The sequence below is a fragment of the Psychrobacillus sp. NPDC096426 genome (assembly GCF_044762745.1).
Lineage (GTDB): Bacteria > Bacillota > Bacilli > Bacillales_A > Planococcaceae > Psychrobacillus.
Genome location: NZ_JBIWEX010000001.1, coordinates 255,857 through 269,426 on the forward strand (window position 1 = coordinate 255,857; position 13,570 = coordinate 269,426).

Annotated in this window: 11 protein-coding genes and 1 riboswitch; of the genes, 1 reads left to right on the top strand and 10 read right to left on the bottom strand. The window is 36.9% G+C overall.

Annotated elements, in window-relative coordinates:
• The first annotated feature begins 224 nt into the window (after positions 1 to 224).
• Positions 225 to 638: a YslB family protein gene (locus ACIQYS_RS01265; RefSeq protein WP_402973661.1), complete on the top strand. Its 414-nt coding sequence runs from the start codon at positions 225 to 227 to the stop codon at positions 636 to 638.
• A 932-nt stretch (positions 639 to 1,570) separates the two neighbouring features.
• On the opposite strand, the gene ACIQYS_RS01270 is transcribed toward ACIQYS_RS01265, so the two are convergent.
• The 10 genes from ACIQYS_RS01270 to ACIQYS_RS01315 form a co-directional block, all read right to left on the bottom strand.
• On the bottom strand, positions 1,571 to 2,791 hold the full coding sequence (locus ACIQYS_RS01270; RefSeq protein WP_402973664.1) for an aspartate kinase: 1,221 nt from the start codon (positions 2,789 to 2,791) through the stop codon (positions 1,571 to 1,573).
• Between the two features lie 92 nt (positions 2,792 to 2,883).
• A riboswitch (Lysine riboswitch) is annotated at positions 2,884 to 3,063 on the bottom strand.
• Between the two features lie 57 nt (positions 3,064 to 3,120).
• Positions 3,121 to 4,896, bottom strand: coding sequence for an excinuclease ABC subunit UvrC (gene uvrC / locus ACIQYS_RS01275; protein WP_402973667.1), 1,776 nt, complete (start codon positions 4,894 to 4,896; stop codon positions 3,121 to 3,123).
• 51 nt (positions 4,897 to 4,947) lie between these two features.
• Positions 4,948 to 5,262 (bottom strand): thioredoxin, encoded by a 315-nt coding sequence (trxA, locus tag ACIQYS_RS01280; protein ID WP_093266742.1) that lies wholly within the window; start codon positions 5,260 to 5,262, stop codon positions 4,948 to 4,950.
• A gap of 113 nt (positions 5,263 to 5,375) precedes the next feature.
• A complete protein-coding gene (locus tag ACIQYS_RS01285; RefSeq protein ID WP_402973675.1) occupies positions 5,376 to 6,353 on the bottom strand; it encodes an electron transfer flavoprotein subunit alpha/FixB family protein in 978 nt (325 codons plus the stop codon).
• Positions 6,354 to 6,392: 39 nt separating this feature from the next.
• Positions 6,393 to 7,166 (bottom strand): electron transfer flavoprotein subunit beta/FixA family protein, encoded by a 774-nt coding sequence (locus tag ACIQYS_RS01290; RefSeq protein ID WP_402973678.1) that lies wholly within the window; start codon positions 7,164 to 7,166, stop codon positions 6,393 to 6,395.
• A gap of 26 nt (positions 7,167 to 7,192) precedes the next feature.
• Positions 7,193 to 7,966 (bottom strand): enoyl-CoA hydratase, encoded by a 774-nt coding sequence (locus ACIQYS_RS01295; RefSeq protein ID WP_402973681.1) that lies wholly within the window; start codon positions 7,964 to 7,966, stop codon positions 7,193 to 7,195.
• Between the two features lie 20 nt (positions 7,967 to 7,986).
• Positions 7,987 to 8,568 carry a fatty acid metabolism transcriptional regulator FadR gene (locus ACIQYS_RS01300; protein WP_402973684.1) on the bottom strand — a complete coding sequence of 194 codons (582 nt, stop codon included), beginning with the start codon at positions 8,566 to 8,568 and terminating at the stop codon, positions 7,987 to 7,989.
• A gap of 205 nt (positions 8,569 to 8,773) precedes the next feature.
• A complete protein-coding gene (locus ACIQYS_RS01305; RefSeq protein WP_402973686.1) occupies positions 8,774 to 10,468 on the bottom strand; it encodes a long-chain-fatty-acid--CoA ligase in 1,695 nt (564 codons plus the stop codon).
• A 250-nt stretch (positions 10,469 to 10,718) separates the two neighbouring features.
• Positions 10,719 to 11,132, bottom strand: a complete 414-nt coding sequence (locus tag ACIQYS_RS01310) for a DUF350 domain-containing protein (RefSeq protein WP_402973689.1) — start codon at positions 11,130 to 11,132, stop codon at positions 10,719 to 10,721.
• Positions 11,133 to 11,201: 69 nt separating this feature from the next.
• A complete protein-coding gene (locus ACIQYS_RS01315; RefSeq protein WP_402973692.1) occupies positions 11,202 to 13,565 on the bottom strand; it encodes an endonuclease MutS2 in 2,364 nt (787 codons plus the stop codon).
• Positions 13,566 to 13,570: the final 5 nt, after the last annotated feature.

Here is a 13,570-nt window from a genome sequence, read left to right on the forward strand (position 1 = left end):
ATATCTTGTTCACATCATCATGTTACGAATTTATGACATATCCATTGTACTCTCATCATTTTAGAGCGTCAAGGTATCTTTAGACTTTTCAATAAACTTCTAGATTCATATTTAAATAATGATTCGTTTATTTTTTCACAAACTATTACATTACCAACTAGAAATTATTTATGATAAAATAGACGATGATAAATGATATCACTTTTTGAAAGAAGGGTTGCTACTTGAATGATAAGGAACATTCACATGTAACTTCCTTTGGATATGAATTACTAAGAGACCACGTGCTTGCTTCTATTCTCGGAAAACATGAAAAAGATATTTTATATTGGGCTGGAAAAGACCTTGCTCGCAAGTTTCCACTTTATTCGATGGATGAAGCTATTACTTTCTTCCAAGAAGCGGGTTGGGGAACACTTGAATTAGATAAAACAACAAAAGATTCTGCGTTTTATACTTTACATACGTTTAACTTACCACAGAGTGGAAAAATGAGAAGTCACCGGTTAGAAGCTGGCTTTTTAGCGGAGCAACAACAGAAAATTGGCGGCTATTTTACTGAATGCTTCGATGAAGAACCAAAAAAAAATGGAATTGTTTCCTTTCAAGTAAAATGGGATCCAAGAGTTACCAAATAAGCATAGAATGGCTATTAAAGTCATTCTATGCTTTTCTTATTGTCCAAGAGTTACAATGAATGCTCATAAGCAGTTTGCTTACAAACATTTTTAAAGGAAATATCATAGTGCAATTTCGCAATATTACATGGATAGGATAATTCGCCACATTATAGAGATAATGCGTCGTATAGAGCTCTATTAGGTAACCGCTATGATTTTCGCTTCAGGTGGACGCTTTCCGCCGGGTAGCGATGATCCATCACCGCCGCTAACGCGTACGTTGTGATGGATCATCTACCTCACTCATCCGGCCGGAGTCGCCACTTTACGCTTCAATCAATGGTAATTTCTTGCTAATTTGGCTTCTGCAGTTAGCAGTGAGATCCATTACACCAAATATTTATTTACCCTAAATAGAAAATGCTGTCTACAAATTAGTAGGGCATTTACTGCATTTACTAAAATAAAGGCTTACATTCAGCCGTTTATTGAAGTGGATCCTCGTATTCATCGTCGTATCCCTTCAAGTAAACCTGTTGTTTTCTGAGTTGGTTGCTTTCAGCAATTAGTTTGTTCTCATGCTAGTTTAGTTGCTATCCGAATATAACTGGTTGCTTTCAATGAACGGTTTATTTGCCTTAATCGCTATTTTCTGGACACACACATTTGAAAAACTGCATAATAGTTAGTTTTAGCAAGTCATTACTGATAAGTAAGCAAATTTCCGTGGATTGGAGCGGAAGGGCGGCGACTCCGGTGGGATCAAATGAGACAAATGAGACTTCACAACGTACGGGAAGCGGCGGTGAAGGCTCATACCCTACGGAAAGCGGCCGCCCTGCAACGGATCTCCAAGCGGTAACTAGCTACTACATATTATTCCTATTTTGTGCAACGCAAATAAGAGTCGTAACAATGTCACGACCCTTGAAGCTGGATTTCTTGTTCCGTTATTGCTTAATGGCCAAGTCAAACTCATCATGCAATGCATTAGCTGCTTCTATCATATTATTTTGAGGAATAACGACAGAAACTTTTATCTCTGATGTACTTACCATCTTCACCGGAATATTCTCTTTACGAAGTCGATCGAACATTTGAGCAGCAACCCCTGGATTAGAAACCATTCCAGAACCCACAATGGAAACTTTTGCTAATCCTACTTCAAAGTCAGCAAATGTAAAACCAAGTGCTTTTTTATGCGTTTCTAAAACGGTAATTGCTTCTGCTAACGATTCTTTTTTAATAGAGAACGAAACGGCAGGTCTTACTCCATCTACAATGGATTGTACAATAATATCAACGTTAATATGATTTTCTGCAAGAGTCGTAAAAATCGATGCTAATGATCCATTAAATGGTACATCATACTCAATTGTTAGTCGCACAATATCCGATTCAAACGCTACCCCTCGAACTACTAAATTATTTTCCACATCTACTTCCTCCTTTAATACTGTTCCTTCATCTTCTCCATAACTAGATCTAACTCTAAGTGGTATTTTATAGTTTTTTGCAAATTCTACTGCTCTTGGATGGAGTACTCCAGCACCTAGGTTCGCAAGCTCCAGCATTTCATCATATTCTAATTGTTCTAGCTTTCTAGCATTTGTAACGTACCTTGGATCCGATGTAAATACCCCTTCCACATCGGTATAAATATCACATACGTCCGCTTCAATCGTCACTGCAATCGCGACTGCAGTCGTATCTGATCCGCCTCTTCCAAGGGTTGTTATTTCTCCATTACTAGTAACTCCTTGAAAGCCCGCGACGATGACAATTTTACCTTCTGTTAATAATGAATTAATTTTAGTATCATCCATTTTTTCCACTCTTGCATTTTTAAATACATGATCCGTTACTAGTCCCGCTTGCCAGCCTGTTAGAGAAACTGCATCGAAACCTAATGTATTTAACTGGATTGCAAGTAATGCCATCGTCACTTGTTCACCTGTAGATAGTAACATGTCCATTTCACGTTTAGATGGATTGTCCGTTATTTCATTCGCTAAATTCACCAACTCATCTGTGGATTTTCCCATAGCTGATACGACAACAACGATATCATGTCCTTTTTCTTTCTCTTTACCTATTCTTTTTGCCACATTTGCAATTTTTTCTGTAGTTGCCACAGAAGAACCACCGAATTTCATCACAATTTTACTCACGCATATCTGCTCCCTTGTTTATCTGTAAGGATTAAAAAATGCTTTCCACATATTGTGAAAAGCATTGTCTCATACACGGTCAAATAATGTCCATGTGAGATAGCCCTCCAGAATACTGAATTCTGACAATTCTACATTTCTTCAATGCAGAACCAACCTAGAATAGGAAAAGCTATTCTAGGTTTCGGCAAATGACCCTTTCGTTTAGCGATCAACGGATCCTTTCATCCTCCCGCTAAGTACTCTTGTCAATTCGCACCTCTATCTTCACTTTATGTTAGTGAATGTTAAATTGTATCAACCATAACACAAGAAAATTCAGAAGACAATCACTTTTTCTGAAAATGTTCAAGCATCGTTTCTGCTAGTTTACTAGAAAGCCCTGCTTCAATAAATTCTTCCTTCGTCGCGACCTGCATTTTCTTGATCGATCCGAAGTGCTTTAATAATATTTTTTTTCGTTTTGGACCTATTCCTTCTATTCCGTCTAAAGAGGAAGCAATCGTATGTTTCCCTCTTTGTTGACGATGGAATGTAATAGCAAATCGGTGCACTTCATCTTGTATACGCTGTAGTAAATAAAATGCTTCGCTCGTCCGCTTCATCGGAATGATGTCAATTGGATTTCCGTATAGAAGCTGAGACGTTTGATGCTTTCCATCTTTTGCAAGTCCAGCGATAGGTATTTCTAATCCTAATTCGTCTTCTAAAATTTCACGAGCTGCTTCTATTTGACCTTTTCCACCATCGATAATAATTAGATCAGGTAAAGGTAAATTTTCTTTTAATACACGTGTATATCTTCTGCGAATTACTTCTCGCATCGCTCCGTAATCATCATGCTTTGCAGCAGTTTTCGTCTTATACTTTCGGTAATCCTTTTTATATGCTTTTCCATCTACAAATACAACCATGGCTGAAACAGCGTCTGTACCATGTATATGAGAGTTGTCGAATGCCTCCATTCGGTTTGGAGTTGCAATTCCCATTAAGTTACCTAGCTCCTCCACTGCACCTATCGTCCGCTCTTCCTGTCTTTCGATCAAATGAAACTTCTCACTTAAAGCAAGTACCGCATTTTTCTCCGCGAGGTTTACTAAGTTTTTTTTCAATCCTTTTTGAGGAGTAATCACTTTCATTTCTAATAATTCAGAAGCTAATTGTACGTCCGTATTATTAGGTACGTACACCTCTTTAGGTTTAATATGTTCTGGTTTTGCATAAAACTGGCCTAAAAATGTTAAAAACTCTTCTTCTGGATCACGATACAAAGGAAAAAGCGAAACATCCCTTTCAATTAGTTTTCCTTGTCGAATAAAAAATACTTGGACACACATCCAGCCTTTATCAACTGAATAACCAAAAATATCCCGGCTCGTAAAATCGTTTATCGTAATTTTTTGTTTTTCCATAACCATTTCAATATTGGAAATTTGATCCCTATATTCTTTTGCCCGTTCAAATTCTAGATTTTCTGCCGCTTCGTTCATCTTTTTAGTTAATTCTTTTTTGACATGTGTAAAGCCACCATTTAAAAAGCTCGTAATTTCATCTGTCATCTTTTTATATGTGGAATCCTCTATTTCCTTTACACATGGAGCAAGGCATTGCCCTAAATGATAATACAAACAAACACGATCCGGTAATTTCGCGCATTTTCGCAATGGATATATTCGATCTAATAGTTTTTTTGTCTCATTAGCTGCATGCGCATTTGGATAAGGACCAAAATATTTACCTTTGTCTTTTTTTACTTGTCTTGTAATAATCAGTTTGGGATTTTTTTCGGCTGTAATCTTAATGTATGGATACGTTTTATCGTCTTTTAGCATAATATTATATTTTGGATCATGCTTTTTAATGAGATGAAGTTCAAGTATTAGTGCTTCAAGCTCTGACGATGTGACGATATATTCAAAATCAACTATTTCTTGTACTAATCTTTGTGTTTTCCCATCGTGCGAACCGGTAAAATAGGAACGTACACGATTTTTTAATATTTTCGCTTTACCTACATAAATGATGGTTCCTTGTCGATCTTTCATCAAATAACATCCAGGATCATCTGGTAATATGGCACATTTTTGTTGTATTAAATCATTCATTTTATCACCCGTTTAAAAAAACCGGGCACCTTATGAGGACCCGGTTTTATATTATGCGTTTTTTTCTACAAATTGAACTAGCGCTTCTTTCGGTTGGAAACCAACAGCTTTGTCTACTGGTTGACCATCCTTAAATAATACTAGCGTAGGGATAGACATAATACCAAATTGACTAGCAGTTGCTTGGTTTTCATCCACATCTACTTTAACGATTTTTACTTTATCGCTCATTTCAGCGTCCATTTCTTCAAGTACAGGAGCAATCATTTTACAAGGCCCACACCATGTTGCCCAAAAATCTACTAATACTAACCCTTCCTCAATTTCTTGTGAGAAAGTCTGATCTGTTCCGTGAACTATTGCCATTTAAAAATTCCTCCTTTGGTTAACTATAAATAGATTATAGCAGACTCATATTACTACATCTACATATTAGCTTACAAGTAAAAGCTCGGCTCTAAAAATGAGCCGAGTCCTTGTTACGCATTTACTTTTAGTTGTTTAAATTCTTCTGTTAGCATTGGGATAACTTCGAACAAATCCCCTACGATTCCGTAGTCTGCTACTTTGAAAATATTTGCTTCTGGATCTTTATTGATCGCTACAATAATTTTCGAATTCGACATCCCAGCTAAATGTTGTATCGCACCTGAAATCCCTGCAGCAATATAAAGATCTGGTGTTACAACTTTACCAGTCTGTCCAATTTGAAGGGAATAATCACAGTAATCGGCATCGCATGCCCCGCGAGAAGCTCCAACCGCTCCACCTAGAACGTCCGCAAGCTCTTTTAATGGTGCAAACCCTTCTTCGCTTTTCACTCCACGACCACCAGCGATGACAACTTTCGCTTCGGATAAATCTACCCCTTCAGATGATTTACGAACTACTTCTTTAATAATTGTACGAAGGTTTGTAATATCTACTGATAATGCCGAAACATCCGCAACTTTACTTTCATCTTTTGTTAGTGGTGCGATATTGTTTGGGCGAACCGTAATGAATTCGATACCGTCTTTCACTTTCACTTTCTCGAATGCTTTCCCAGAATAGATTGGGCGAATGTAAACGGCCGCATCACCTTCTCCTTCTATAGCTGTTACATCCGATACTAAACCAACCTGCAATTTACTTGCAATTTTTGGAGATAAATCTTTTCCAAGAGCCGTATGTCCAAATACGATTGCTTCTGGATTTTCTTGTTCAATAACTGCAAGCAATGCTTGTCCATAACCGTCTGACGTATATTGTTTTAAATGTGGATGTTCAACCGTAATTACACGATCCGCTCCATATTTGCCAAGTTCAGCTACTAAATCTTTCACTGAATCTCCTAATAGAATACTTACAACTTCTCCACCATTTGAAATTTGTTTTCCAGCAGCAATAGCTTCATAAGAAACATTACGTAGAGCACCTTCACGCGCCTCTGCAAGTACTAATACTTTTTTAGACATATTCTTTTCCTCCCATTTTGAGTATTAATTAAAATAACATTAAACGACTTTAGCTTCCGAATGGAGTAAGTGAACTAACTCTTTCACTTGTTCAGCTAGCTCGCCTTCTAATACTTTTCCTGCTTCCTTTTTAGGAGGTAAATATATTTCCAGTGTTTCTGTTTTTGCTTCTACATCATCTTCATCGATATCTAAATCATCTAGTTCTACTTCTTCTAAAGGTTTTTTCTTCGCTTTCATAATTCCTGGTAAAGAAGGGTAGCGTGGTTCATTTAACCCTTGTTGTGCTGTAACTAATAGCGGTAAAGATGTTTCAAGGATTTCTGTATCCCCTTCCACATCACGTTTGATCGTTACAGTTGTTCCATCAATTTCAAGATTTGTAATAGTTGTTACGTAGTTGATACCTAAAACTTCAGCAACACGTGGGCCAACTTGTCCAGATCCACCATCAATCGCAACATTACCAGCTAATATTAAATCAGGGTTTTTATCTTTTAAGTATTCCGAAATGATATGAGCAGCTGTGAACTGATCCATTTCTTCTACATCATCTTCTATATTAATAAGAACGGCTTTGTCAGCTCCCATCGCAAGTGCTGTACGAAGTTGTTTTTCCGCATCTTCTCCGCCCATAGTAAGAACAGTTACTTCTCCACCGTGTGCGTCGCGAACTTGAATTGCTTCTTCAATCGCATATTCGTCGTAAGGATTGATGATGAATTCTGCTCCGTCTTCTTGGATTTTACCGCCACTCACGACGATTTTTTCTTCTGTATCAAATGTGCGTTTCACTAAAACATAAATATTCATTTTTGTTATCCTCCCCTAGCGTATAATTACTTCCCTTTAAAAACCGGTTCTCTTTTTTCTAAAAATGCAGAAATACCTTCTTTTGCATCTTCTGAAACAAAAACGCTTCCAAAAACATTTGCTTCTGCTCGCACACCTTCATAATAAGAGGCTGGTTTTATATATTGGAGCATTTCTAATGCCGCTTTTACAGCGATAGGGCTTTTCTTTGCAATTTTGGCCGCAAGTTCCTGTGCACGACTAAATAACTCTTCTTCCGGATATGCATGATTTGCTAAACCAATTCTAGCTGCTTCTGTCCCACTTATTGGTTCACTCGTTAACAGCAATTCTGCTGCTTTTGCGAATCCAACATAGCGCGGAAGTCGCTGTGTTCCAGCAAAACCAGGTATTAACCCTAACTGTAATTCTGGAAGCCCGAGTTTAGCATTTTCCGAAACGAGCCGTATATGACAACTCATCGCTAATTCTAGACCGCCACCAAGTGCAGCTCCATGTATCGCTGCGATGACCGGCTTCGAAAATCGTTCCAATCTTTCGAAGATCATTTGTCCACTTTCAGCTAATTCAGAAAATTCTTCACCTGTGGAAACGGAAGTAAATTCTTTAATATCTGCACCAGCAGAAAAGAATCTCCCTTCTCCTTTAAGCAACAGAACACGAACAGCATCATCATTTTCAACTGCATCTAACAAGTCATTAATTTCTAAAATAACCCCTCTTGCAAGTGCATTTGCTGGTGGACGATTTAGTGTGACAGTAGCTACACCGCCTACGATTTCCCATGACAAAAATCCCATTTACGCAACTCTCCCCTTTGTTATTCTTTTATAGCATTTAATAATAGACGATGTACTTTTGGGGTCAAGTCTATAAGATTATATTTATATTCATTCATAACCCAAGTAGTTGTCGTCTCATCTATTGTACCAAAAATCATTTGTCTTGCTAACCGAATATCTATCTTTTGTGTAAATTCTCCATTTTCAGTACCTTCTTTTAAAATAGAATCTAGAAGTACTAAGTAGTTTTTTAAAATGGCATTAATACGTAAGCGTAGGGCTAAATTCGACTGCCTCAACTCTAACTGAGTAACAGTTGCTAAGTGATGATCACTTGCAAGTACACTAAAATGATTTTCTATCATTTTATATAGTTTTTCAGAAGCGCTCGCTTCCATTTCAATTATTTGCTTTAAGTTTTCTGCGAATACTTCCATTTTTTCTTCAAATACGGAGATTAATATGTCTTCTTTGTTTTTAAAATACAAGTAGATAGTGCCATCTGCTACACCAGCCTGTTTAGCAATTTTGGATACTTGTGACTGATGATATCCATTTTCTGCAATAACAATAATGGCTGCATCTATAATTTGCTTATATTTTGGCTTTTCCTTTTTCAATGAATTCACCACCAAATGATCAATTACGCCGAGATTCATCTTTATTCAACGAGGATTATAGTTTCTTGCTTGAATAAAGAAAAAATATGAATGATTATTCATTCACATTTTTATATTATATTTAATTTTCAGTACTGTCAACATACAAAGCTATATTAACGGAATAAAAAACATTTGGCGTCCACTAGGAACAACACTAAGAAACTTAACCTTGCGCTACTTGGTTTAACTTTTCTTTTTCTTCTGCTATTAGTGTTCTTCTTAAAATTTTTCCAACCGCTGTTTTAGGTAGCTCTTTTCTAAATTCATAGATTCTAGGTACTTTAAAAGCAGCTAGATTTTCACGACAGAATTTATTTAATTCATCTTCTGTCACAGATATTCCTTCTTTTAACACGATGTACGCCTTTACTGTTTCACCACGATATGCATCGGGTACTCCCGCTACGACACATTCTTGAACTGCAGGATGTTCATACAACACTTCTTCCACATCTCGTGGATAAATATTATATCCACCCGCAATGATCATATCTTTTTTCCGATCCACCACATAAAAGTAACCGTTTTCATCCATGTATCCTAAATCTCCTGTTAAAAGCCAACCTTCACGCATCGTCATTTCTGTATCCTCTGGACGATTCCAATATCCTTTCATGACTTGTGGACCTTTAACTGCTATTTCTCCAATCTCCCCTGGAGGAAGTGGGGTTGTTGACTCAAAACTAAAAATAGCTGCATCTGTATCTGGCCATGGTATACCAACAGATCCCTTCACACGATGATCACTATAGATCAAATTCGCATGTGATACAGGGGAAGTTTCCGTTAATCCATACCCCTCTACTAATCTACCACCCGTTACTCGCTCAAATTTTTCTTGAACTTCCAAAGGTAGCGCGGCAGATCCACTTAAACAAGCTACGATAGAAGATAAATCATATTTTTGTACCTCTGGATGATTTAATATCCCAATGTAAATCGTTGGCGCTCCTGGAAATAGAGTTGGCTTTTGCTTATCAATCGTTTTAAGTGCCGTTTCCACATCAAACTTCGGTAATAATATCATTCTATTACCTAACATAACAGCCAATATTAATACAGTCGTCATCCCGTACACATGGAAAAAGGGCAAAATACCTAGAATACTTTCTTCGCCTTTTTTACATTTATATAACCATGCATCGCACATCGATGCATTTGATATTAAGTTTTTATGCGTCAGCATAACACCTTTTGGAAATCCTGTAGTTCCACCTGTATATTGTAAAAGTGCAACATCTTCTTCAAAATCAAAAGGCATTGCTATCGGCTCTGCTTTTGCAACTTTCATTATTTCAGGGAATAAGTGGTTGATACCTCGATGTTCCACCTTCACACTGAATCCATATTGTTTCTTTTGGATGAATGGATACACTAAGTTTTTAGGAAAAGGTAGATAGTCTTTAATGCCAGTTAAAATAATATTTTCAAGCTCCGTGTCTTTTATTACTTTCGAGATACGTGGATATAAAATATCTAATGCTAAAATTACTTTTGCACCAGAATCTTTCATTTGGTAAGAGATTTCACGTTCCGTATATAATGGATTTGTTTGCACTACTATTGCCCCTGCATATAAAGCACCATAATAACCAATAACCCCTTGCGGACAGTTTGGTAGCATAATCGCCACTCTGTCTCCTTTTTGAATGCCAATCATCTGTAAATAGTTCGCAAATTTCAATGAAGATTCATAAAGTTCTTTGTACGTGACATCTTTCCCCATGAAATGTATTGCTATTTTTTCCGGGAATTTGTTATACGTTCTTGTTAGATATTCTTGTACTGGAATTGATTCATAGGTAAGCGTATGTGGAATTTCGGGTGGATATTGGGAAAGCCAAATTTTCTCTGTCATTCTTTTGCCCCCTTATTTCATAATAGTTGGAACATTCATATTTTAATTATAAAGAAAAATGAATGACAATTCAATTTATATAATAAAATATAAAAAAAGAGACTGTTGTGATTTGCTTTTTCTCAACAGTCTCTACAATGAGCTGTTCACTCATTCTATTATTTCATTACTACATATATTATTCCGACAAGGACAAAAAGTATGCCTACAGCAATTAAAACTTTCGACAATTTTTCCATTACATTCGCTCCTATGAAATACTTGCTCCTATGACAAATGATAAACCTACGGAAATAATGAGGGAAATAAATCCGACAGAGCGATTATCATTTTCTATTTCTTTATCCACATTAAAACTTGGCGTTAAAAATTCAAATAGCCAGTAAGCAATGATTAGTAAAGAAAAGCCAAATAATCCCCAACCAATCATTTGAAAAAGTGAATTATGCTGTTCTATTGAATATTTAAAAATATTACATACGCCAAATATTTTCCCACCTGTTGCCATAGCAACAGCGACATTTCCTTTTTTGATTTCTTCCCAGTTTTTATACTTCGTGACAATTTCAAAAATAACCATGGAAACAACTAAACATAATATAACAACACTAAAATAACCAGCTGACTCCACAAGTGGGTTTGACCAAAAACTAGAAAGCAACATACTAAAAAACCCCTTTAAATTTTTCTTACTATACGTGCGACTAGATAAAAAGTTTCAAATTCTTTTTACCTATTTAAGTTCGACAACCGTAACTCCATGACCGCCTTCTCCGGCTTCACCAAAACGGTAACTTTTCACACGTGAATGGTTTTTCAAATATTGCTGAATGGCCTGCCTTAATACGCCCGTTCCTTTTCCATGAATAATAGAAACGCGTGGATAGTTTGCTAAAATCGCATCGTCTAAATATTTTTCCGTTCGAATAAGCGCATCTTCATATCTTTCTCCTCGGAGATCAAGCTCTAGCTTGACATGAGAATCTCGACCACGAACTGCATTGACAGAAACGGTTTGTTTTTGTTTTTCCGGTTTAATATATTCTAAATCCGATTCATCCAATTTCATTTTTAACATGCCAATTTGAACGGACCATTCCGACTTCGAAAGTTTTTCTAATAATGTCCCTTTTTGTCCGAAACTTAGTACTTTTACTTCGTCTCCAGCTTTTAATTCGTTTGCACGCTCGTTTAATTTCTTTTGTTTTTTTAATACTGGATTTGTAGGAAGTGCCGCGTCCAATCGTTTTTTAGCATCGATCAGTTCATGGTCTTTTACTAATTTATGCGTATTTGCTTGCATTTTACGAAGATCACTAATGATTTCATCCGCTTCTCGTCTAGCGTCTTCAATAATTTTTTTTGCTTTATCCTTTGCTTTTTGTTCTAATTGGTCTTTCTTTTGTTCCAGTTCTGCAAGTCTTTGTTCTAAATCTTCTTTTACTCTTTTTGCTTCATCTAGCTGCTCTTCCGTTTCTTCTGCATCTCTTTCAGCTTGTCTTCTACTTGCTTCTAATGAGGCAATCATTGAATTGACTTCTCCACGATCCGCTCCCGTATAAGTTTGCGCTTGGGAAATAATATATTCCGGTAGTCCAAGGCGTTCGGAAATCTCAAATGCATTACTACGTCCAGGAACCCCTATTAGCAATTTGTAAGTTGGGCTTAATGTTTCGACATCGAACTCTACACTTGCATTCGCAACACCTGGACGATTATAGCCATACGCTTTTAGTTCAGGATAATGCGTTGTCGCCATCACACGTGCGCCGGTTCCATGCACTGCATCCAAAATAGAAATAGCAAGTGCCGCTCCTTCTTGTGGATCAGTTCCAGCACCAAGCTCATCAAAAATAATTAATGATTTTTCATCATATTTTTTTAAAATATCTACAATATTAACCATATGAGATGAAAATGTACTCAAGCTTTGCTCAATCGACTGTTCATCTCCAATATCGGCAAATACTGATTCAAACAACGCAACTTCCGAACCATCTAATGCCGGAATTGGTATACCACTTTGTGCCATTAATGTACAAAGTCCCACTGTTTTTAATGTCACAGTTTTACCACCTGTATTTGGTCCTGTAATGACGATCGCCGTAATATCTTTTCCAAATTCGATCGTATTCGTAACCGCAGTGTCTATCGGGATAAGTGGATGTCTTGCTTTTACTAAACGGATGTAACCGCTATTATTAATAATTGGCATCGTACATTTCTCTGCTTGTCCGTATTTAGCTTTCGCTAAAATAACGTCGATTTCTCCTAAAACATTGACTAACAAGAAGATATCATGTCCGACTAGTTCTACCTCTGCTGTCAGTTTGATCAGTATACGTTCAATTTCTTCTTGTTCTTTTACTTTTAAACTACGGATTTCATTATTTATTTGTACGACTGCTGATGGTTCAATAAATAAAGTTTGACCAGAAGATGACTGATCGTGAATAATTCCACCATAATGACTGCGGTATTCTGACTTGACCGGGATGACATATCGATCATTCCGAATCGTAATAATGGAATCCGAAAGCATTTTAGATGCATTAGCCCCTCTTGTATAGCTTTCTAGTTTTTCTCGCACACGACTCACTTGGATACGTAATTGTTGACGGATCGAACGTAGTGTACTACTTGCACTATCTAGTACGGCCCCATTTTCATCGATACAATCATTTATTTCATGTTCAAGCGCCGTTAGTATAGGCATTGATTCTTTTATAGCTAGAAAATGAGGAATCGCTACATCTTCTGACTCTGCTACATTTTCTAAAAATTGACGCAAGATTTTACTCGCACGAATCGTACTAGCTGTTTCCATTAATTCGATTGGACTTAGCATTCCACCTATTTGTGCTCGTTTTGCATGGGGGCGAATATCTGTAATGCCGCCCATCGGTACATTGCCTCTTAAACGAAGGATGGACAACCCTTCATCCATTTCTTCTAGAAGTTTGGTGACTTCTTTATAATCAACAGAAGGCACTAGTTTGTCTATATGGCTTTTTCCAACAGAAGAAGTACAATATTTTGCCACTTCTTCTCGTATTTTATAATATTCTAACGTTTTCAGTGCTCTTTCAGCTATCACTGTGG